Origin of the sequence: Paenibacillus sp. FSL K6-1230 (assembly GCF_038002385.1) — a bacterium.
Lineage (GTDB): Bacteria > Bacillota > Bacilli > Paenibacillales > Paenibacillaceae > Paenibacillus > Paenibacillus massiliensis.
In genome coordinates, this window is the sequence record NZ_JBBOCK010000001.1 from 4,069,637 (window position 1) to 4,091,922 (window position 22,286).

Consider the following 22,286-nt stretch of genomic DNA (forward strand, 5'->3'; position numbering starts at 1 on the left):
CCGAGTTCTCTTATCAGCGTAGCTTACTGGTCCCCCGTCCAAACAGAAGCCAGAGAAGGCTGTGCCGAGAACAGCGTTCATCTGTGTCCAGGAACTGTCAGCTGCTTCCCCAACCGATTGAGCATGGCGGAGATCTAAAGGTCGGGCGTTAGCCGGCAGCCCGGGTGGTGGTCACAATGTATAAGGTATCTTATGACAGGATGACGCCACGTGTGACAACCGCCCAAGTCTGTATTTAGTTCCTTGACTTCCCTGCTATTCTCACCAGCTCCTGTACCAGCACCTCAGCAGAATCCGGTTTGCCCAGCGTAGCGGAGGCCGTCGACATGTGAGCCCGTCTGTCAGCATTGTGCATGATATCCGCGATTTCATCGAATAGCTTCTTGCCAGTAAGCTCTGGCTCACGGATCATGACAGCCGCACCTTCCTCCTCCAGTCTGCGTGCGTTCGCCTCCTGATGATTATTCGTCACATTTGGCGATGGAATGAGAATGGACGGGATACCCAATGAGGTAATCTCCGACAAAAATGATGCCCCTGACCTACTCACAATCAAGGAAGTGCAGGCGAGCACCTCCGGCATATTATGGATATAAGGAAGAATATGCACATAGTTAGGAAGAGAACCAATCTTGCTGCGTACTTGCTCTGTCGTGCGCTCGAAGTAGCTTTCACCCGTCACATAAACAAAATGTACGTCCTTCAATTTCGAAAGTTGCGGAGCCATGTCAATCATGGCGTCATTAATTGCCTTGGCACCTCTGCTGCCTCCAACTACGAGCACCACAGAACTTTCCATCGGGAGTCCCAGCGTAGCAAAGCCACGGTCCCTGTTCGCATGTCGTACAGTAGTTGCACGTGGATTACCGGTATAGACCGCATGCTTGGCTTTTGGAAAAGCTCGTTCAGAACCTTCAAAGCTTACAGCTACCGTATCTGCATAGCGGCTCAGGAATGAATTGGTTAATCCAGGGATGGCATTTTGCTCATGAATCATGCTAGGAATGCCGAGTCTTGCTGCTGCATATACCACCGGACCACACACATAGCCACCCGTGCCGATAACGACATCCGGCTTGAATTGGCGCAGCAGAGCCTTTGAGGTCCGTACTCCTTGGAAGAAGCGCATAATTGTTTTTACATTTTCAAAAGACAAGCTCCGGCGAAAGCCTGTAATATCGATCGCCTCAAAATCTATTTTTTCCTGGGGCACCAGCTTGCTTTCCAGCCCCCGTTTACCGCCAATATACAGGAACTCCGCATCAGGAAATTCCTCTTCAATCTGTCGGGCTACAGCAATCGCCGGGTAGATATGTCCTCCAGTCCCGCCGCCGCTTAACACCACTCGCATGAGATCACCTCGTATTACGTGATAGACTTAATAATATACCCAGTGCTGTCAGCATCAAGGTCAAAGAAGAGCCGCCATAGCTAATTAACGGTAGTGTGATCCCGGTTACGGGCATGAGTCCGATGACGACGCCTATGTTAATCACGACCTGGACCGCGACCATTCCGACAATTCCAACAGCCAGCAGACTCCCGAATGTATCCTGAATAGTCATCGCTGTTCGCATGCCCCGCCATATCAGCATCAGAAACAGTAAAATAACGATACAGCCACCAATGAAGCCCAGCTCTTCTGAAAGTATTGAAAAAATAAAATCTGTCTGTGGCTCGGGCACATAACTGTACTTCTGCCGACTCATACCCAATCCGAGTCCCCCCAGTCCGCCAGGACCGATGGCATATAAAGATTGAATAATCTGATACCCCGCACCTAGCGGATCGGACCATGGGTCCAGGAAAGCCGTAATCCGCTTCAGACGATACGGCGCTGCCGCAATTAATGCTGCAAAACCTGCCACACCGCCAAGCGCCAGCCAACCAAGCTGCTTGAGACTTGCCCCTGCAGCAAAAATAATCAGCATGGACGCACCCAGCATAACCGTGCCCGTGCCCAGATCAGGCTGAAGCATGATAAGACCAAAGGCAAGGCCTGCAAGTCCCATAGGTGGGAGTAGTCCTTTAGTAAAGGATGTAATGTTATAACCAGGTCGGCTCAGCCAGCGCGCCAAAAACACAATCATCCCAAGCTTCATGAACTCGGAAGGTTGAATGCCGAAGGAACTAATGCCCAGCCAGCTTCGAGCTCCTCCCCGCACAACTCCAATGCCCGGAATCAGAACTGCAAGCAATAGCAGAAAGCAGACCAGGAGCATGGGCTTCGCGAGTTGTCCCCACAGCCGATAATCCATTCTTGACGTGAACCACATCGCGATCAGACCAAGCGAGGCGAATAGCAACTGTCGTTTGACAAAATAATAGGAATCTCCATATTCACGAAAAGCCAACACTGCGCCGGCGCTATACACCATCACAAGGCCGATCGCAAGCAGGGCAATAATGCAGACGAACATCCATAAATCCGGAGCCGGACGCGATTGCTTCATATAGGAGGCCACCCCTTGCACCATAAGTAGGGGCTTATCCACCCCCCTACTTACAATTTATGCACCGCCTCTTTAAAAATTCGTCCCCGCTCTTCATACGACTTGAACATATCCCAGCTTGCACAGGCTGGCGACAGCAATACGACATCGCCTTCAGTAGCCAGACTGGCAGCTCGGTTCACAGCCGTCACAAGGACAGACGCGGCATCCTCCCCATTATCGACGATCTCTATACGTTCTATGCCTGCTAGCTTCGCGACAGAAGCCAGCTTTTCTCTGGTCTCTCCCAATAGTACGACCCCTTTTACGCCTTCCTGCAAGGCGGGTAGGAGCTCCATATAATCGGAGCCGCGGTCAAGCCCCCCAGCAACGAGTACAACTGGCTGGTTGAAGGATGTGAGAGACATGAGTGTAGCTTTGCTATTTGTAGCTTTGGAGTTATTATAATAGACTGCACCGTTCTTCTCGGCTACGAATTCCAGACGATGCTCCACTCCGCGGAAGCTTGCCAAAGGCTCACTGAGAGCCTCTAGCCTCGCACCAGCCGCGATGGCAATAGCACATGCAGCAAGAGCGTTCTCAACATTGAACACCCCTGGAATGCCAAGCTCGCTAACCTTAATAATGTTATGCTCTTGTCCTGTAGAGTCGCGATACACTACCTTGCGCTCCAGATCACCCTCAGCACCGTCAACATAAGGCGGGCTCACGAATACCCCCTCCTGCAATTGCTCGGACCGTGAGAAAGGCAACAGCTTGCCACGCACATGCGTAATCAACTCTCGACATACCGGATCATCCCAGTTCAGGACAGCTGTATCCGTGTCACGCTGGTTCTGGAACAATCTTGCCTTGGAGGTAACATAGTCCTCCATGCTGCCGTGGTAATCCAGATGCGTCTCTGCAACGTTCAAGAGGCAGGCTATAGTTGGCCTGAAGTCTGTAGTACCCTTCAACTGGAAGCTGCTAAGCTCAGCAACAATCCATTGATCTGAAGTAACCTCTTCCGCAATCTCACACATCGGCGTCCCGATATTGCCAGCAACTACAGGCTTTAGACCAGAAGCCTCCAGTAGCTTACCTACCCATGTGGTAGTTGTAGTCTTCCCATTAGAGCCTGTAATGCCAATAATCGGAGCCTTGGTAAGATGGTATGCCACCTCAACCTCCGTTACCAGTTCAATACCGAGCTCCAAAGCCTGCTGTACAGGCGGAGCTGTATAAGGAATGCCTGGATTCTTGACCACCAGCTGAATGTCAGAGTTAATCAATCCCTCGGGATGTCCTCCGCATAAAACGGAAATTCCCAAAGCCTCTAATTCCGAGGCTTCGGGACACTGTTCTCTCTCTTTCATGTCATTTGCAGTTACAATCGCACCGGCGCGATGCAAGGCTTTGGCTACTTGCACGCCACTTTTGGCCAGTCCAAGCACAACGACCTGCTGGTCTTGATAGGTATGTGGATGATTCATTAATTACAACCCCTTGCTGATATAGAGTCCAATTCCTGCAAGTACAATACCAACCGCCCAGAAGGTCATGACTACACGCCATTCAGACCAGCCTGATAATTCAAAGTGATGGTGTATCGGGCTCATTTTGAACACGCGCTTGCCTCGTGTCTTGAAGGACACTACCTGAATGACTACCGACAGCATCTCGATCACGAATATACCGCCAATAATCAGGAACAGCAGCTCACTCTTGGTAACAATGGCTATAGCGCCAATCGCCCCGCCGATCCCGAGCGATCCCGTATCTCCCATAAATACCTTAGCCGGGTGCGCATTATAGACCAAGAAGCCGAGCACGGCACCGATCATCGCAGCAGCACAGATGGCCGCAGGCAAAGATGTGGCTTGAATAGCAATCACCGCATAGGCACCAAAGGCGATGGCACTCGTGCCTGACAGCAGCCCGTCCAGACCATCTGTAAAGTTAACTGCATTGCTGATTGCAAGCATCATGAGGACAATGAATGGATAGTAGAACCATGCTCCCCAGTCAAAGGACCATTCAGTGCCTGGAACAGCAATAGCCGTACTATGACCATTTTGAATTAGTAGCCAGCACATCAGTCCTGCAAAGAACAGCTGTCCAAATAGCTTCTGACGTGGTGTCAGGCCAAGGGACCGTTTGAACACGATTTTAATATAGTCATCCAGAAAACCAATCAGCCCAAAGCCAAGTGTAGCGATAAGCAATACATAGAAATCCGTGTTTTTCACACTTGAGAATTTGAGAAATGTAAGTGTAAAAGCCAGCAGAATCACTACGCCCCCCATTGTCGGCGTTCCCGTCTTCTTCAGATGACTCTGTGGTCCATCATCACGTATCTGCTGTCCGAACTTCATCCGCCGCAGGAGCGGGATCAGCAGGGGGGCGGCGATCACCGCCAGTATAAATGATACGCCGATCGTAAGTAGCAACAATTGAATATCCATGGTAGTCCCCCTTTCTTCTCCTTAGTTCTGTAGCGGAGCGTTGATCAATGCATTCACAACGATCTCTAATTTCATGCCACGTGAGGCCTTTACCAGTACAATATCCTCTGGCTGTAGCTCCTGCAGCAAATGATTAATCAATACGTCCTTGTCGGTATAGGCTGCTACATCTGCCGTGGCCATCATTTCCAGCGCCCCTTGCGCGATGAATGCACCTAAGCGTCCGTACGCGAAAAGCTTCGCAACTCCGGCATCAGCAGCATACCGTCCAAGCTGTGCATGATAATCCTCTTCTTGCGGTCCCAGCTCCAGCATATCGCCTAATACCGCAATCTTGCGGCCTTGTCTTGTATAGCCTGCCAGGGTATCAATCGCCGCCTTCATGGAGGAAGGACTAGCGTTATAAGCATCATTCAGCACCATCAGGCCCGTATCACTTGTAAGTATTTCAATACGCATGCCGGTTAATTTCAAAGAAGATAATCCCTGACGAATCTCGGGCAGCCCTAGAGTAAAGTGTCTGGCAACTCCGATTGCTGCCAAAGTATTCAAAACATTATGATGACCAAGTAACGGAAGCTGTAATTTTTCTTGCCCCATAGAATGTGCAGTAAAGAGAATTCCCCGCTCCTGAGTCGTAATTGCTGTCGGATAGTCATCATTATTCTCAGAGCGACCAAACGTATACAATTGAAGGTTCTCTGGTTGCTCCGTATTAGCCTCCTTCAGCACCTGTGGAAGCAACGGCTCATCTCCATCCATAACAAGCAGACCGCCTGGCTTCAATCCAGCTATAATCTCCAGCTTGGCTCTTGCAATCTCCTCCCGGGAGCCTAACTGCAGCAGATGTGCCTCACCGATATTCGTAATCACTGCCACATCCGGCTGGGCAAGCTCAGATAGGAGACGGATCTCTCCACGACCACTCATACCCATTTCAAGAATAGCGATGTCCGTATCTTCCGGCATTTGCAGAATAGTAAGCGGAAGGCCTATATGATTGTTCAGATTCCCCTGTGTCTTATGAACCTTGTACTTCGTAGACAGCAGCGCCTCTATCATATCCTTCGTCGTCGTCTTCCCATTGCTTCCGGTGATTCCCACGACTGCAACCGGAGTACTCTTCAAATACGCAGATGCCAACTGCTGCAGCGCCTTAAGCGTATCGTCTACCAGTATGACCGGACCTGTCGGCATATTGGGATGACCCTTTTGCCACAGTAAGGCAGCTGCACCAGCCTGTAAGCACTGCTCTCCGAAGGTATGCCCGTCAAAATTCTCTCCTTGAAGAGGAACGAACAGCGCTCCCTCTACCGGTGTACGTGAATCGGTGAATACACCGCGGACCACAGCGTCCGCTGCACAGCCCTCTACGACTGTGCCGCCGCACATGTCGGCAACTTCTTTTATAGTTCGAATTATCACTTCAGTTTGCCCCTTATCGCTTCTTTGGCCACGATGCGATCATCAAAATCAAAAGATGTCTTACCAATGATCTGATACGTTTCATGACCTTTTCCCGCAATCAATACTACATCTTCCGGGCTTGCCATTTCAATAGCTTTAAATATAGCTTCTCTGCGATCTTCAATCATATCGTAGATTTCCCGGGAAATCCCAGCTTCCAACAGCCCCTGCTCAATATCTTTGAGTATGGCCGCAGGCTCTTCGGTGCGAGGGTTATCCGAGGTAACAAATATGTGATCACTGTAGCGTGCAGCGATTCCACCCATTAATGGACGCTTGGTGCGATCCCGATCCCCACCACAGCCGAATACACATACAATCCGTCCCTTGGCGAATTCCTTGACGGAGCGCAAGACATTCTCCAGACCGTCTGGCGTGTGTGCATAATCAACAATGACTGCAAACGATTGCCCGGCTTCTACTGCCTCTACCCTGCCATCAACCCCGGGAACAGATTCAAGACTTTTGCGAATTTGCTCCAATGGAACACCTTCCAGCAGGGTTGCTGCAATCGCCGCAAGGGCATTATACACGTTGAATTTCCCAACCATCCGCAGTTGTATGTCTGCTTCTCCCCTAAATGTGCTTACATGAAAAGAAGTTCCCTTGGCGGTGATCGCAATTTGTGATGCTCTGATATCAGCGCCTTGTTCCAATCCGTATGTAATTACTTCTGCAGCAGTAGCCTTGCTAAAATATTCAGAAGCTGGATCGTCTGCATTTAGGACAGCATACTTTCGACTATTCGGATCTTCACTGTAGGCATTCCCCAATCTGGAAAACAAAAGCGCCTTCGCATCACGGTACTGCTCCATTGTATGGTGATAGTCCAAATGATCCTGTGTAAGATTGGTGAAAATAGCTGTTCGGAAGTCCGTCCCCTTGACTCTGCCTTGCTCAAGCGCGTGGGAGGACACTTCCATAACACAGGACTTCACTCCCTCGTCTACCATTAACCGCAGCTTCTTTTGAAGATCCACCGCTTCTGGTGTTGTTCCAGACATCGGTACAGTCTTGCCATTGTAACGCATCTGGATGGTGCCAATCAGTCCGGTAGGCACTCCAGAGTCTTGTAGTATTTTCTCAATTAGGTAAGAGGTTGTCGTCTTGCCATTAGTACCTGTAATGCCAATCATATTCAACTGACGACTGGGTGATGCAAATAATTGGTTCGACAGGATCGCCATCGCAAGGCGAGCATCTTTGACTAGCAGTTGCGGAACCTCGATATCCAGTTCACGCTCGACAACTAACGCTGATGCTCCCTTACTAACGGCCTGTGCCGCATAATCATGCCCATCTACCGTGAAGCCAGGAAGGCATAGGAAGAGATCTCCTGGCTGAACGAGGCGTGAGTCTGCCTGTACGCCATGACACTCGACATTTCCTTCACCAATAATGCGGGCTGTTGCTATAGCTGAGGCCAGAAATTGTAACTGCATAATCAATCTTCCTTTCCAGATTCGTCACCAGAGTCGCCAGAATGCTCATCAGCATGTTGCCCCATATAGATGCGAATGGTCGAGCCTCGCTCGACTCTTGAGCCCGCTTTCGGGGATTGGCTGATGACGGTATTCCCAGAGCCTGATTTGACGAGCATGAAGTTCATGTTCAGCTCCTCATAGAGGTCCTGAACGGAAGCTCCAACCAGATTCGGTACTGTATCCATTGGCGTCTCGCCGTATTTGTATTGCTTTGGTATTTGCTGCTCCCGTTGTGGAACCTTCATTACGTGCAGAGCATCCTCAAGAATATTTTGCACAATTGGAGCGGCTACAACACCACCAAATTGAATGCCAAGCGGATTATCGACAGCCGTATAGACTACAATTTGCGGGTCATCTGCTGGAGCGAAGCCTATAAAGGATACGATATGCTCCGAAGTAGAATACCGTCCATTGACTACCTTTTGCGCGGTCCCCGTCTTGCCGCCAACACGGTATCCATCAATAAAAGCTGGCCGACCTGTTCCCTTGGCTACTACACTCTCCAGAGCCTCCCGTACCTGTCGAGAAGTATCCTCCGATATGACCTTGCGAACCAGTTCGGGCTCGATGCTCTCCAGTACCTCACCGGTCTCTGGATGGATCCAAGCCTTTGCAATGTGCGGCTTATAGAGATTTCCACCATTAATAGCTGCCGATACAGCTGTGATTTGTTGGATTGGGGTTACAGACACCCCCTGTCCAAAAGAGGTAGTAGCAAGCTCCACCGGACCTACCTGAGCTGGCTTAAAGAGAATCCCGTTACTTTCACCGCTCATATCAATGCCTGTCTTGCTGCCAAATCCGAAGTCACGAATGTACTTAAACAATGTATCCTTACCCAGCCTTTGACCGAGAGCGACAAAGCCAGGGTTACAGGAGTTCTCGACGACCTGCATGAACGTCTGGCTACCATGACCACCCTTCTTCCAGCATCGCAGCCGTGCACCTGCCACCTCAACATACCCAGGATCGAAGAAGTGCTCATTCTTCAAATTCACTTTCTTTTCTTCCAGTGCAGATGCCAGCGTAATGATTTTGAAGGTAGAGCCTGGTTCATAAGTCATCCAGATGGGCAGATTGCGATTGTACACTTCCGGCTCATATTGCTTGTAAAGAGAAGGCTCGTATCCGGGTCTGCTAGCCATCGCCAGAATCTCTCCTGTCTTCGGGTCCATCGCAATAGACAGGGCTGAGGCAGCCTGAAACTTCACCATAGCCTGATCCAGCTCACGTTCCATGATCGACTGAACAGACTTATCAATGGTGAGCTGCAGCTTCAACCCTTCCTTGGGCGGAATATATTTCTCCGAGGAACCAGGCATCAGTCGACCGCCGGCATCAGACAAATAGGCAATGCTACCATCGATCCCCTGTAGCCGTTCATTATGGCGCTGCTCTACGCCTGTAAGGCCTTGATTGTCAATACCCGTGAAGCCCAGAATGTGGGCTGCTAGATCACCGAATGGGTAAAAGCGCTTGTTGTCCTCTGTAACAACGATACCCGGCAGCCTTAAATCACGAATTTGTTGAGCTTTCTCCATCGTAATTTTCCGGCCACCGGGCTGTAGTTTTTGGCTTGATTGTCTCTTGGTTATCAGCTTATATACGCTCTCTTCGCTCATTTCCAGGATAGGAGCCAGCTTCTTCGCCGTCTGCTCCGGGTCCTTCACCTGCACTGGGATCGCGATAACCGTAGGCGAAGTAATATTATACGTAAGAGCTGTGCCCTGCCTGTCTACAATTTGGCCGCGTTTGGCTGCAAAGACAATATTGCGCCTCCAGGAATCTTCAGCCTTCGCTGCCAGTTCCGTTCCCATGCCCAACTGAACATAAGCAAGTCGAATCAGCAAGGACGCGAACAGGATCAATAACCCCGCCAGCGTCCATAGCAATCTTTTTCTTAGTCTAACATTGGAGACCTTCACACCGTTCCCTCCCCGCTTGAGATCCATTAGCTCATGACTTGTCTACATCATGACTATTCGAATCTCAGCGGGTTTAGAACATTTGTCCCTACTAGATAAAACCACCGAAGAGCCTGCTCTTGAAGAACCTGCTATTAAGGAGCAGAGGTGGTACTAGATGCCTCTGATTCTAATTCAACCCCGGATTTATCCGCTGAATCCCCAGGTGCATCTGTATCCTCTTCCTGCGTCTTCCCGTCTGTCTCCCCATTCGTATCTTCAGATAGCTCTGGAACGACGCCTGTCACCGTCTCCTTTGCAGGCTGCAGCAAGAGCGAGAGCACCCGCTTATCCCCCTGCTTCTCTTCTTTCTGACGAATGACATAGCCTTCTCCATCAATCTTCGCACTAATCTTCATCAAGGTCAGCAGCTCCAGGCTGTCTCGTAATGACACTCCTGTCAAATCCGGAATCTCCATATTGCCGCTATCCTCTGTAAGCAGATACATCCGCTGGCCCGGAGTCATTAGTGCAGAAGGCGCTGGATATTGACGGACAACGGTAGAACCCTTACCGACTGTCTCATATGCTACACCTTGCTGTAGTAGCATATTTTGGGCATCTTTTCTCGTCTTGCCTGTTAGCTGTGGAGCATTGAAGGGCTTGAAGGCTTTCGACGTCTTCTTCTCGCCTTCTCCCTTGCTACCAGTCTTAGGCACGCCCATATACTGCAGGGATTGAGAGACAATTTCTTTGAAGATCGGAGCAGCTGCCGTACCGCCCCCAACATTGGCTACACGCGGTTCGTCAATTACGACCAGCACTGCTATCTTCGGATCATCTACGGGTGCAAAGCCGATAAATGACACTACGTCCTTGTTCTCATCATATTTTCCGTTAACAACCTTACGCGCCGTTCCTGTCTTACCCGCTACACGATAACCATCTATGTATGCGTAGCGCCCAGTACCGATATCGCGGTCAGCTACTACCTGTTCCAGATAACCGCTGACATCCTTCGCGGACTTCTCGGAGATGACTTGACGGATTACCTTTGGTTGAATGGTTTGTATTGCCCCAGTCTCTGTATCTATAATATCTTTGACCACGTGCGGCTCCATGAGCTTACCGCCATTAGCAATGGCTGAGATCGCTGCGAGTTGCTGAATCGGCGTTACCTGTACAAGACCATGACCATAGGCAGCAGCAGCCACTTCGGAATCATAGACTAGCTCTCGGATTGGAGATGGCACCTCAGCAGGAAGATCAATTCCTGTCTTGCTACCAAAACCGAATTCATCAATATAATGGCGGAGCTTCTCCCGACCAAGCATACGGAAGCCCAGATTGACAAAGGCTATGTTACTTGAACGTTTAACCCCAGCCAGATATGACATGTCTCCATAGTATCGACCGTTATCACTGATACGGAAGCCACCTATTACGGTTCTCTGGGAGACAAAATGAGCATTCGGGTTGAACATTTTCTCCTCCACTGCACCGGCAAGCGTTACAATTTTGAAGGTTGATCCCGGCTCATAGATCGACTGAAGAGCATGATTAATAAAATTCTTCTGATCCTTGGTCTCACCATACGTATTGGGATCATAGGTTGGCAGATTGGCCATGCCTAGAATCTCCATCGTCTTTGGATCTGCTGCAATCACCGTCATACTGATCGGGTTGTATTTGGCAAAAGCCTCCTCCATTGCCTCTTCAATATAATATTGAATCTTGTCGTCGATTGTCAGCCTTAACTTTTTACCATTGACAGCTGGCTCATAGACCTGCTCCGAGTTCGGAAGGCTAACTCCTTTGCGATCCCGCTCGTAGAGGAGCTTGCCGTCTATCCCCTTCAGCTCATTATCGTAATAGGCCTCAAGGCCAGTTACAGCATTTCCCTCCTTGTTCACATACCCCAGCACATGGGCAGCCAAGTTGTTCTGTGGGTAGAAACGCTTGGTCTCCTTCACCGTAAACACGGCGTTAAGCACTTTGTGTTTCTGCTTCAACTCTTCATTGAATTCGTCAATCTTGCGTGCAAGGGCTGGCTCAATCTTCCAGCCCTCCTGCCGTAGCTCACGATATTCACGATACTCCCCATCCTCTTTCTTGTTGCGCACATGCTGTTCGATTTCGGACTCCGGCTTGTTCAGTAACGTATGGAGACGAGCTACGACTTCATCCTCCAGATTGTATTCCTGAATGATCTTCGGATTCACTACAACGGTATATGCGGGAGCATCGGTAGCCAGGACGTCATTGTTACGGTCAGTAATTGTTCCCCTGCTGGCCTTAATTACCTGATCTTTCTGGATCATGGTCTGAACCTGGTCCTGCCATTCCTCTCCATTTACCACCTGAATCCAGAACACGCGAAACACCAGCACGAGAAAAAAGAAGGTTACACAACCCAGAATTAGCAGGGAGCGTAGCTTTACTCTTTTCAACATGACATTCAACCTTTCTATCCGCTGCTATTTACTATTGCTCTCAGTAGATACGCTTGGTGTCACATTTTGCTTCACACGAATGGGCAGCTGCGTTGGCTCTATGTAACCCAGTTCTTTTGCCTTTGGCAAAACCTGATTCTCAAGCTTCTCCTTCTCCACCTGAAGCTCGGCTATGGATGTATTCAATGTACTGATTGCTACATCTGCCCTATGAATCGACGTATTAAGTTGATACATCTGTGCATAGCGCCCAATTAAAAATCCGGCAACCACTACACAGACCACAATCGTCGTCAAATACAACAGCTTCTCCCGAATCGGTAGCTCACGCCGCCGGGTTACAACCTTCGTCGTCTCCCGGTAGCGCTGCTGACTCGATCGCTGCTGCTCTTCTTTTTGCTTGACAGCAAGATTTCCGCGCGTATAAGCCATCCAATCGCTCCTTATCTTAATCATATTTTCTTCAAAATCACAGTTTCTCCGCCGCACGTAGCTTCGCAGAACGAGAACGAGGGTTCAACTTCAACTCCTCCTCGCCAGCCACCAGCGGCTTGCGATTGACCAGCTTCAAGATTCCCTTGCGACCACATACACACATTGGGAAATCCGGCGGGCATGTGCACTTCTCCAGATAACTTGCAAAAATCTGCTTGCAAATCCGGTCCTCAAGCGAATGGAAGGTAATCACAGATATACGTCCACCAGGTGCCAGACAATTGACAGACTGATGAAGCACATCCTCTAGTGCCCCGAGCTCATCATTGACAGCGATCCGCAAAGCCTGAAAGCTTCGCTTCGCGGGATGGCCGCCCGTTCGTCTGGCAGCAGCAGGAATTCCTTCCTTGATCAATTCAACCAGTTGACCGGTTGTCTCGATAGGGGTATGCACACGATACTCCACAATCCCTTTCGCAATTCTTCTGGAGAATTTCTCTTCACCGTATTGATACAAAATGCGCGCAATCTCCTGCTCGCTCCATTCGTTCACGATGTCTCTCGCGGTAAGAGGACCATCCTGATCCATTCGCATATCCAGCGGAGCATCGTGATTATAGCTGAAGCCTCGATCGCCTTCATCAAACTGAGGTGATGAGACTCCAAGATCCATCAAAATGCCGTCTACCTGGGGAATCCCATTCAGCATTGGCACATCCAAGCGCGCTAACTCCTCTTGCAGATGTCGGAAGTTGGACTTAACCAAGGTGACTCTGTCCATATACTCCGCAAGCTTGTGCTGTGCATTTTCATGTGCCCAGTCATCCTGATCGAAGGCTATAAGTCTTCCCTGTGGACCTAGCTGGGACACAATAACAGAGCTATGCCCTGCCCCACCTAGTGTACAATCCACGTAAATCCCGTCCTGCTTAATCTGCAGAGCATCCGTCGCTTCTTCCTTGAGTACGGTAATATGGTGAAACAAGCGTTAGACCTCCAGACATTATAATTCAAAGTTAAAATCAACCAGTTTCTCGGCAATCTCATTAAAAGTATGCTCTGACTCGTTGAAATACTGCTCCCACGTCTCCTTGCTCCATATCTCTACGCGCGAGGATACCCCAAGCACCACACAATCCTTATCCAGCTTGGCATATTCGCGCAGATTTCCAGGCAAATGAACCCGGCCTTGCTTATCCAGTTCACATTCGGTTGCCCCCGAGAAAAAAAAGCGACTGAAGGCGCGTGCATCGGCTTTCATCATCGGCAGTGCTTTTAGCTTCTGCTCCATATTGCCCCACTCTTCCATGGGATATACGAATAAGCATTGGTCAAGACCGCGGGTAACGACAAATGAGGCTCCGAGAGCATCACGGAATTTGGATGGGACGGTTAAGCGTCCTTTGTCATCCATGCTATGTTGGAACTCCCCCATAAACACCGTTTAGCTCAACTCCTTACCCCAATCTCCCACTTTGACCCACTTTCCACCACCTAAGCATAATAGATTCGTTAAAAAAAATCAAAACCCTTTATCTACGCAAGCTCCAAAAACAAAGAAAAACTTATAATTTTAAATAATAAATGGTAAATAATTATTTTTTTGCCAATTCTACACCATTCATCTTACTTCGACGTCGCGCGTAAGTTATTGTTAAGTTAGTTACAAATAAATCCAGATAATGGTGGGAATGAAATGAATCGTAATAAAAGTTTTTTAATTGTTCTTCCATGTTTATTGCTTTCTTTTTGGGCAAAGGCACTAGAAGTAAATAAACTACATTAATTACAAGAACAATTCAGTAACAGGACAGGTTCAGCAAAAAAGCTATTGGTGTTGGGCTGCTGTTACAAGCATGCTGGCAAACTATCTGGGCGCGAATGCAACTCAATCACAAATTGTTACAAAGATCTATGGTTCAGCAGTTAATAAGACAGGCACTGTAATCGATATGAAGAATGCCTTATCTAACTGGAATATAAGATCAACAACCATTCTTAATATCATTTTGCGAAATTATAAGTAACATTGATAAAAACATGAACCTTAGTGCTGCCATCGCTTGGACGGATGGTAATGGACATGCTCTTTTAATAAAGGTCTACTATCAAGACACAAATAAATCAGTTCGAAATGTTTATTACATCGATCCCGCTGACGGGACAGGATATATTAAAAATTACAATGAATTTGTAAGCAATAGTGCTTGGGATTGGCGAAACACCTTGAGCACCGTTTATGTGAAGTAAATAATTTATAATTGTAAAACAAGAGTTATCATTTTGCGTAAAGCATATTTTAAGGAGGGTAACATATTGAAAAGAAAATTTATTTATACACTATGTATTGTGTTGAGTATATTTTTATTTAACTTTGATACGGATTCCTTAGCCCATGCTGATGAAGAAATTCCCGGGCCTCAAATTAGGAAAGAAATCGAAGCAGATTTTAGAGCAAATTACCTAGATTCTCTAAATGCCGTGAAAGAAGACTATGGTTTAACTGAAAACGAAGATTTTACTGAAGCCAAATTAAGCGACGGAAGAGCCTTCTATACGATTTCTGATGATGTATATAACAGTGATACTAATTTTAGCGGTTATGTATTTTCAATTCGTGTTAACGAGCAAGATACTGGAACCATTTATAGTAATAATGATTCAGGACAGTGGAAGGTATCGAGCATTAGCACTTTTGTATATCCTGAAAGCGCAATTACGGCGGTTGAGACGAATCTTCACCCTGATTAACAGCTAAAGCTCATTGATGACATACGATACGGCCTCCATGCCTTACTGATTGAGGGGGGAGATCAAGAACGAGCTATAAACCTAAGTACTACGGATAAACTTAATATCAGCAACCTTAACTCCAACAAGACCATTACAAAATCCTTGTTCGACCAGAAAATTAAACAAATCAAGTCAGAGCGATCTAGCCCAACAACTAAGGATGGTGCAATCATTATGGGATCCGCTTCATTTGATTTTAATGAGCCTGTGACAACCACTCCCTCTACTCCGGCTAAATTGTTCGTTATTGGTATATTTGCTTTAGTACCGATCATCATCATTGGTTTTAAAAAGAGAAAAAGCTAAGCACACATAAATAAAGCGACGATATCAAAGGACTCCATGTCCATCTGATATCGTCGCTTTATTTATAATACTGTTTACTCCAAATTACGCGTTCCAGCTATCCAGATATTTGATCTGCTCTTCGCTGAGCGTATCAATGCCGATGCCCAGGCTCTCCAGCTTGAAGCGTGCCACCTGCTCATCAATCTCATAAGGCACATTCACGACTGTTGCTTGCAACTCGTTATAGTGATCGTTCACATACTTCAGACCAAGTGCTTGCAGTGCAAAGGTTGTATCCATAATCTCAGCAGGATGTCCGTCAGCAGCAGCCAGGTTGACCAAGCGACCTTCGGCAATCAGATACATTTTGCGTCCGTCCTTGAAGGTATACTCCTCGATATTACGGCGCACCGTCCGTACAGAGCTTGAACGCTCCAGCATTGCTGGCTTGCTCACCTCTACATCGAAGTGCCCTGCATTGCTCAGTACAGCCCCATCCTTCATGACATCAAAATGCTCTCCAGAGATAACTGCTTTATTCCCAGTAACCGTAATGAAGAAGTCACCCTGCTTCGCAGCCTCTACCATCGGCATGACATGGAAGCCGTCCATATGCGCCTCTACAGCCTTGATCGCATCTACTTCCGTCACGATTACATTGGCTCCAAGCCCCTTGGCACGCATCGCTACTCCCTTACCGCACCAGCCGTAGCCCACAACGACTACCGTCTTGCCAGCAATGACTAAGTTGGTAGTACGGATAATGCCATCAAATGCAGATTGCCCGGTACCATACCGGTTGTCGAACAAATATTTACAATAGGCGTCATTGACGGCCACCATCGGGAACTTCAAATTACCTTCCTTAGCAAGCGCCTTGAGGCGGATAATACCTGTCGTAGTCTCTTCAGCTCCACCACGAATGGTAGCAGCCAAATCTGGACGTTCGGATTCCAGCAAAGTCACGAGGTCCCCGCCATCATCAATAATCAGGTCCGGCTTGGTCTCCAAAGCCTTGATCTGCAGCGCCTTGAATTCTGACGGATCAGGATTGTATTTGGCGAATACTGTAACTCCGTCCTCCACCAAGGCTGCACATACATCATCCTGTGTAGATAGTGGGTTACTTCCGGTAATCGTTACTTCAGCACCGCCGGCCTGCACCACTTTGGCAAGATAGGCCGTCTTCGCTTCAAGATGAAGACAGATCGTTACCTTTAAGCCAGCGAACGGCTGCTCAGCTTCAAATTGCTTACGAATCCGATTGAGCACTGGCATATGGGCTTCTACCCAATCAATTTTCAAATGACCTTCACCCGCAAGTGAAATATCTGTGATGATGCTATTCTGGAGAGATGCCGATGTCATAGTACTGCCTCCTTTGAAAATATGGACATCCTCGCTCAGCAAGGATGTTCCCTTACAAATACACCACTCGGTGAAGATGTTCCCAGTCCAGCTCAATATCCATAAGCTGTTCAAGCAACTGATTCCCGTAACGGTTCATATACAGAAGTATATTATACACTCGCTCCTGTGGACGCTCCAGCGGAAATAGCGATGCACCCATCAGATTCCACTGGTTCAATGCTGTCTCATGCTTGCGCTCCAAGGCTTCTTTCACTTTTGACTCCAAGTACGACAGTTGCTCTTCAATTTTGGACTGGTTCGTTGCGCCCACTCGCGCAAGACCTTTCTCGATGGTTGTGGCCCGCTCAAGCAAGGGCTCATATAATTCACGGAATTGACTACGTACGCGTCCGAACTCTTCCTCCATTCCGTAATCATCCTGAGCAGACAGCCATTGCTGCTTCTTCTGATCCAGCCCATACAATACATCTCCGAAGGTAACATCGTACCTGGTCATATGCTTGTGCACGACTGGCTCCACAAGTGTGTAGGACATGCGTGGAAGCAACGGTGGCATTTCCATACCCATGACCTCAAAGGCTCGGCGTGTCAACGCCCAATAAGAGATTTCACCATTGCCAAGCACAGTTCCTAGCACTGGAAGCAAGTAATCCTGCATTAATGGCCGTGTGAGGACATTGTTGCTGAATCGTTCGGGATGAAGTCGAAGCTGCTGAAGCAACTCCTCCTGACTGAACACCACTTGACCACGACGATCCATGAACTGATCCCGTTGCCTAAACAGTAATAGTCTTTCTCCTTCATGAATGTAAAAGAGGTTCACCCCTCCATCTACTACATCGGCTTGTGGAGAGTAGCCACGCTCGATAACCTGTTGTTCAGCCTGTTGATAGGCCTGATTCAGCGCTTCATTCTTCTGAATTATACGTTCGAACATGGTCTGCTCCAGCCGTCTCAGCTCTGGATCTGCCGAATCGAGCAGAATGAGTCCATATGGACCAAACAGCATCCCCAGAATCTTGGCAAAAGCTTCGCTTAATGTAGCTGATGCATACAATAGGCCCTGGAGGTTCTCCAGTAGCTGACCCTTATGCTCAGAATCCGGTAAATTCTGCTCCAGATCACGTAGAAGCTGCGCCCACTCCTCACTGGCAATTTCCACTTCGCTCACCTGACTACGGCCAGACGGCTGGGCAGAAAGCGCCAGCTTAAGCGGTGATGAGGTTCCCGACATAACGTAGGTCTGGTTAACCTCATCCCAGTCGTGATCCTCACCTGCAATCCAGAATACAGGCACCACAGGGCGTCCGAGCTTCGCTTCTGCTTCTTTTGCTGCTTTGATAATCGTGATAGCTTTGTAAATAACTAGCAACTGACCGGATAAAAGTCCGCTCTGCTGGCCTCCTACGATGACCAGTGTCTCTGGCCGCTTAAGGCGGTCTAAAGACGCCTTAACAGCTTCATGTGCATTGTGACGAGTATTATATAATTCTAGACAGCGCACAACCTCTTCACGGTTCATGCGCAGCTCAGTAGTAGCATCCAGACGCTTCGCTCGAAGTGCATAGGTATCCGTTTGACGTATGTCGTATGTATACAACTCCATTGCCTTAACGGTTCCTCGTGCGTAATCTTCAGCCAGGATCGAGCCTGCACGAAGCGCCTCAGGAACGATATTCATGAGTAGGCCTCCTATTCTGCAGCTAACCTATTTGATTGTACCCAATACAACTGCCCTACGTCAAAAGAAATGATGAACAGATTTTTTATTTATGAAAAAAAGATACCCAGCCGCGCAAAGCAGCTGGATATCTTATATAGAGCTAATTAATTTCTCAAGCTTCTGATCCCAGCCCTGTAGGGCGTCAATCAAGCGTAAGGCTCAGCCACAAAATGACCTTTGGATACTTCCACCAGCTTAGAGTTCTCAAGGTTGAACACCTTTTTCTTCCCAGCCAATGGATCATCATTGTCATCTCCCGATTCAATACCGTCTTCCGGCATGAAGATACGCTTCTTGTTCGCTTCAACGTCCGGGTCTGGAAGAGGAATAGCGGATAGCAGCATCTTCGTGTACGGATGGACAGGATTGGAGTAGAGCTCTTCACTGTCAGCCAGTTCGACCATCTTACCCATATACATAACCGCTACACGGTCACTGATATGCTTAACCATGGACAAGTCATGCGCTATGAACAGGTATGTCAGTCCAAGGCGCTCCTGAAGCTCCTTCAGCAGGTTAACAACCTGAGCTTGGATCGATACGTCCAGTGCGGAGATCGGCTCATCACAAATAATGAACTTTGGATTCACGGCCAAGGCACGTGCAATCCCGATCCGCTGGCGCTGTCCACCGGAGAATTCATGCGGGTAACGGGAAGCGTGATCCGGGTTCAGACCTACAAGGTCCAGCAACTCCTCAATACGCTTCTTGCGTTCTGCGCGCGAACCAGCCATATGGTGAATATCAAGCGCTTCGCCAATAATATCGGATACTGTGAAGCGTGGGTTCAATGATGCATAAGGATCCTGGAAGATCATTTGCATGTCACGACGCATCGCTTTCATTTTACCAGGTGACAGCTTATAGATGTCTGTTCCATTGAAGGAAACACTTCCAGCCGTTGGTTCATACAAACGCAGAATGGTACGGCCAGCAGTGGACTTACCGCATCCAGATTCTCCAACCATGCCCAGTGTCTCGCCTTCACGAATGTAGAAATTCAGGTCATCTACGGCTTTCAGCACCCGACCCTTACCGACGTTAAAATGCTTCTTCAATCCACTTACTTCGATTAAATTTTTGCTCACGATACGGTCCCCCCTGTCGCCATTGGATGCAAATTCAGTCAAATCCCTCGTACAAATAAGTGCCTGGATCTTACGGGTTATGTCTGACTTGATATGCTCAAAAATCCCCGAATAGCGGCCCTTAGCAGCTGAAGCACTCCGATCAACGATCCAGATTGACCGATGTGCTACCAGCTTCGGACACAGACATACTGGGATATAAGATTAAATGAGGATCAACAGCTGACCTCTTGAAATATACAGGTATATCTCGTGAAGAGATCATACCACTTGGCAGTATAGTGCCGCCACTCTATTTCTTAACGCTTAAGCTTAGGATCAAGCGCATCACGCAGACCATCACCAAACATATTGAAGCACAGCATAATCAGTGCAATCAGAGTAGCCGGGAAGAGCATACGCCATGGGAAGTACATCCATCCAGTCAACGCAGATTCGATCATGGAGCCAAGCGATGCTTGTGGGGCTTGTACACCTAGTCCCAGGAAGCTCAGGAACGCCTCTGCGAAGATCGCTTGTGGAACCGTCAATGTCAGAGTAACGATGATCGGCCCTACAGCATTCGGCAGCAAATGACGGAAGATCAGACGGTCTGCACCAGCACCCATGGAACGGGAAGCAAGCACGAACTCGCGGTTCTTCAATTGCATCATTTCGCCACGCACAATCCAGGACATGTTAATCCATCCCGTCACACATAATGCGACAATAATGGTGATTACACTTGGCTCCATCACGACCAGCAACAGAATTGTTACGAGCAGATAAGGAATGGAATAGATGATCTCAGAGAACTTGTTCATGAACTCATCCACACGTCCACCAAAGTAACCCATAATACCGCCGTAAATAATACCGATCAGCAAGTCAATCATAGCAGCCGCAGCACCAATAATCAGGGAAATACGAGCGCCCATCCATGTACGAACGAACACGTCACGTCCCAGATCATCCGTACCGAACCAATGCTCAGCTGAAGGCGGCTTATTCGTATTCAACAGATCATTCGAATAGAAATCGTGAGGTGAAATCCATGGACCTACGATGGAAGTCAGGACAATCAAGGCAAGAATAACAAGGCTTGTCATGGCTACCTTGTTCTGCTGCAGACGCTCCCATGCATCACGCCAAGCCGAAAGACTTTCGCGCTTGATAACCTCTGAATCGTGCTGATTCGCTCCAACCTGGCGGAAGTCATCTGGCTTCAGCCCTTGCTTGTTCACGTTTAGTTCATGTTCAGTTGCTGACAAAGCTTAGCCCTCCTTCCTGCTGGTTAGCTTGATACGGGGATCGATTAATGCATAAGCGATATCCGTAATAAAGCGAGCCAACATCAGTATGGCACCGTAGAAGATGGTAACACCCATGATCATAGTGTAGTCCCGAGTTGTAATACTCTCAACCAGAACCTTACCAATTCCGCCGATTCCAAAAATTCTTTCAATAACGATAGAACCTGTAATAATATTTGCTGTCATAGGTCCAACGTAGGTAACTACAGGCATGATCGCATTACGAATCACGTGTCTGAACATGATTGTAATGGCATTCAGACCTTTGGCCTTAGCCGTCTTGATGTATTCTGCATGCAGAACCTCAAGCATACTGGAACGTGTCAAACGAGCGATAAACGCAATCGGCTGTGCCGTCAAGGCAGCTACTGGCAGGACATAGTCCAGTGGACCTTCAAAGCCCATAACATTGAACCAGCCGAGCTTCAGTCCGAAGAAATACTGGATCAGTGATGCAAGCACAAAGCTTGGAACAGCGATCCCTAATACGGCGAGGAACATCGCGAGATTATCAATCAATTTACGATGGTAGAGTGCTGCAAGCATACCGAGTGCAATACCCAGAATGACAGCCACCACAATCGCTACAAGCCCGAGCTTCAGTGATACCTGGAACGTCTGGCTAATAATATCTCCAACATTTTGATTCAGCTTCTTCATCGAGATTCCAAAATCACCAGTTGCGATATCACCCAGGTATTTAAAATACTGTTCATAGACAGGCTTATCTAAACCATACTGCTGCATCAGGCGAGCCTGAATTTCGGGAGACGTTGCTTTTTCGCTCAGAAATGGGTTGCCCGGAATGGCTTTCATCAGAAAAAACGTAGCCGAAATCAGAATAAACAAAGACAACAGCATGAATAAGAACTTGTTCGTTAAATAACGTAGCATTGCCCGTCTGCACCTCCCTATTTTTTAGTCATAAGTACAATTTTATCGAAACAGAATTAGGTTGTCTAATCCTATTTGTTTTCAAGGTTACAAGAAACTGGATATAAATAAGGCACACAAAAAAATCGGGATATATATGGAGTAACCACACATATATCCCGAAGCGTCTATCCAACTTCAGAAGCACTTCATTT

18 protein-coding genes are annotated in these 22,286 nt (G+C 48.1%); 2 read left to right on the plus strand and 16 right to left on the minus strand.

Annotated features, from left to right (window positions below):
• Positions 1-235 precede the first annotated feature (235 nt).
• The 11 genes from murG to mraZ form a co-directional block, all read right to left on the minus strand.
• A complete protein-coding gene (murG, locus tag MKX74_RS17950) occupies positions 236-1,351 on the minus strand; it encodes an undecaprenyldiphospho-muramoylpentapeptide beta-N-acetylglucosaminyltransferase (protein WP_341179317.1) in 1,116 nt (371 codons plus the stop codon).
• Between the two features lie 4 nt (positions 1,352-1,355).
• The gene (gene spoVE, locus MKX74_RS17955; protein WP_025680828.1) at positions 1,356-2,453 is read right to left on the minus strand and encodes a stage V sporulation protein E; all 1,098 of its coding nucleotides are present in this window, start codon (positions 2,451-2,453) and stop codon (positions 1,356-1,358) included.
• A gap of 50 nt (positions 2,454-2,503) precedes the next feature.
• Positions 2,504-3,925 carry a UDP-N-acetylmuramoyl-L-alanine--D-glutamate ligase gene (gene murD / locus MKX74_RS17960; protein WP_341179318.1) on the minus strand — a complete coding sequence of 474 codons (1,422 nt, stop codon included), beginning with the start codon at positions 3,923-3,925 and terminating at the stop codon, positions 2,504-2,506.
• Between the two features lie 3 nt (positions 3,926-3,928).
• Entirely contained in the window at positions 3,929-4,897 is a 969-nt protein-coding gene (mraY, locus tag MKX74_RS17965) for a phospho-N-acetylmuramoyl-pentapeptide-transferase (RefSeq protein ID WP_018886780.1), read from the minus strand.
• A 21-nt stretch (positions 4,898-4,918) separates the two neighbouring features.
• A complete protein-coding gene (locus MKX74_RS17970; RefSeq protein WP_341180604.1) occupies positions 4,919-6,319 on the minus strand; it encodes a UDP-N-acetylmuramoyl-tripeptide--D-alanyl-D-alanine ligase in 1,401 nt (466 codons plus the stop codon).
• Positions 6,319-7,806, minus strand: coding sequence for a UDP-N-acetylmuramoyl-L-alanyl-D-glutamate--2,6-diaminopimelate ligase (locus tag MKX74_RS17975; protein WP_341179319.1), 1,488 nt, complete (start codon positions 7,804-7,806; stop codon positions 6,319-6,321). The genes MKX74_RS17970 and MKX74_RS17975 overlap by 1 nt, the downstream gene beginning before the upstream one ends.
• Before the next feature lie 2 nt (positions 7,807-7,808).
• Positions 7,809-9,776 carry a stage V sporulation protein D gene (locus MKX74_RS17980; protein ID WP_341179320.1) on the minus strand — a complete coding sequence of 656 codons (1,968 nt, stop codon included), beginning with the start codon at positions 9,774-9,776 and terminating at the stop codon, positions 7,809-7,811.
• Between the two features lie 134 nt (positions 9,777-9,910).
• Positions 9,911-12,208 carry a penicillin-binding transpeptidase domain-containing protein gene (locus tag MKX74_RS17985; protein ID WP_341179321.1) on the minus strand — a complete coding sequence of 766 codons (2,298 nt, stop codon included), beginning with the start codon at positions 12,206-12,208 and terminating at the stop codon, positions 9,911-9,913.
• A gap of 24 nt (positions 12,209-12,232) precedes the next feature.
• On the minus strand, positions 12,233-12,640 hold the full coding sequence (locus MKX74_RS17990) for a hypothetical protein (protein ID WP_341179322.1): 408 nt from the start codon (positions 12,638-12,640) through the stop codon (positions 12,233-12,235).
• A 37-nt stretch (positions 12,641-12,677) separates the two neighbouring features.
• Positions 12,678-13,628, minus strand: a complete 951-nt coding sequence (rsmH, locus tag MKX74_RS17995) for a 16S rRNA (cytosine(1402)-N(4))-methyltransferase RsmH (RefSeq protein WP_341179323.1) — start codon at positions 13,626-13,628, stop codon at positions 12,678-12,680.
• A gap of 18 nt (positions 13,629-13,646) precedes the next feature.
• Positions 13,647-14,084, minus strand: coding sequence for a division/cell wall cluster transcriptional repressor MraZ (mraZ, locus tag MKX74_RS18000; RefSeq protein WP_018886773.1), 438 nt, complete (start codon positions 14,082-14,084; stop codon positions 13,647-13,649).
• 340 nt (positions 14,085-14,424) lie between these two features.
• On the opposite strand from mraZ, the gene MKX74_RS28240 reads away from it, so the two are divergent.
• Positions 14,425-14,670, plus strand: coding sequence for a papain-like cysteine protease family protein (locus MKX74_RS28240; protein ID WP_445667324.1), 246 nt, complete (start codon positions 14,425-14,427; stop codon positions 14,668-14,670).
• 289 nt (positions 14,671-14,959) lie between these two features.
• Positions 14,960-15,394 (plus strand): hypothetical protein, encoded by a 435-nt coding sequence (locus tag MKX74_RS18005; protein ID WP_341179324.1) that lies wholly within the window; start codon positions 14,960-14,962, stop codon positions 15,392-15,394.
• Between the two features lie 432 nt (positions 15,395-15,826).
• Here the strand turns inward: MKX74_RS18005 and MKX74_RS18010 are convergent, their stop codons facing one another.
• The 5 genes from MKX74_RS18010 to MKX74_RS18030 form a co-directional block, all read right to left on the minus strand.
• Complete coding sequence (locus MKX74_RS18010) at positions 15,827-17,092, minus strand: adenosylhomocysteinase (RefSeq protein WP_018886772.1); 1,266 nt, start codon at positions 17,090-17,092, stop codon at positions 15,827-15,829.
• A gap of 52 nt (positions 17,093-17,144) precedes the next feature.
• On the minus strand, positions 17,145-18,776 hold the full coding sequence (bshC, locus tag MKX74_RS18015; RefSeq protein WP_341179325.1) for a bacillithiol biosynthesis cysteine-adding enzyme BshC: 1,632 nt from the start codon (positions 18,774-18,776) through the stop codon (positions 17,145-17,147).
• A gap of 188 nt (positions 18,777-18,964) precedes the next feature.
• Complete coding sequence (locus MKX74_RS18020) at positions 18,965-19,909, minus strand: ATP-binding cassette domain-containing protein (RefSeq protein ID WP_033413321.1); 945 nt, start codon at positions 19,907-19,909, stop codon at positions 18,965-18,967.
• 296 nt (positions 19,910-20,205) lie between these two features.
• Positions 20,206-21,156, minus strand: a complete 951-nt coding sequence (locus MKX74_RS18025; protein ID WP_341179326.1) for an ABC transporter permease — start codon at positions 21,154-21,156, stop codon at positions 20,206-20,208.
• A 3-nt stretch (positions 21,157-21,159) separates the two neighbouring features.
• On the minus strand, positions 21,160-22,092 hold the full coding sequence (locus MKX74_RS18030; protein WP_028588774.1) for an ABC transporter permease: 933 nt from the start codon (positions 22,090-22,092) through the stop codon (positions 21,160-21,162).
• Positions 22,093-22,286 lie beyond the last annotated feature (194 nt).

Coding starts and splice junctions, on each gene's coding strand:
- murG (WP_341179317.1), bottom strand. CDS start 1,351: ATGCGAGTGGTGTTAAGCGGCGGCGGGACTGGAGGACATATCTACCCG.
- spoVE (WP_025680828.1), bottom strand. CDS start 2,453: ATGAAGCAATCGCGTCCGGCTCCGGATTTATGGATGTTCGTCTGCATT.
- murD (WP_341179318.1), bottom strand. CDS start 3,925: ATGAATCATCCACATACCTATCAAGACCAGCAGGTCGTTGTGCTTGGA.
- mraY (WP_018886780.1), bottom strand. CDS start 4,897: ATGGATATTCAATTGTTGCTACTTACGATCGGCGTATCATTTATACTG.
- MKX74_RS17975 (WP_341179319.1), bottom strand. CDS start 7,806: ATGCAGTTACAATTTCTGGCCTCAGCTATAGCAACAGCCCGCATTATT.
- MKX74_RS17985 (WP_341179321.1), bottom strand. CDS start 12,208: ATGTTGAAAAGAGTAAAGCTACGCTCCCTGCTAATTCTGGGTTGTGTA.
- MKX74_RS17990 (WP_341179322.1), bottom strand. CDS start 12,640: ATGGCTTATACGCGCGGAAATCTTGCTGTCAAGCAAAAAGAAGAGCAG.
- MKX74_RS18010 (WP_018886772.1), bottom strand. CDS start 17,092: ATGACATCGGCATCTCTCCAGAATAGCATCATCACAGATATTTCACTT.
- bshC (WP_341179325.1), bottom strand. CDS start 18,776: ATGAATATCGTTCCTGAGGCGCTTCGTGCAGGCTCGATCCTGGCTGAA.
- MKX74_RS18030 (WP_028588774.1), bottom strand. CDS start 22,092: ATGCTACGTTATTTAACGAACAAGTTCTTATTCATGCTGTTGTCTTTG.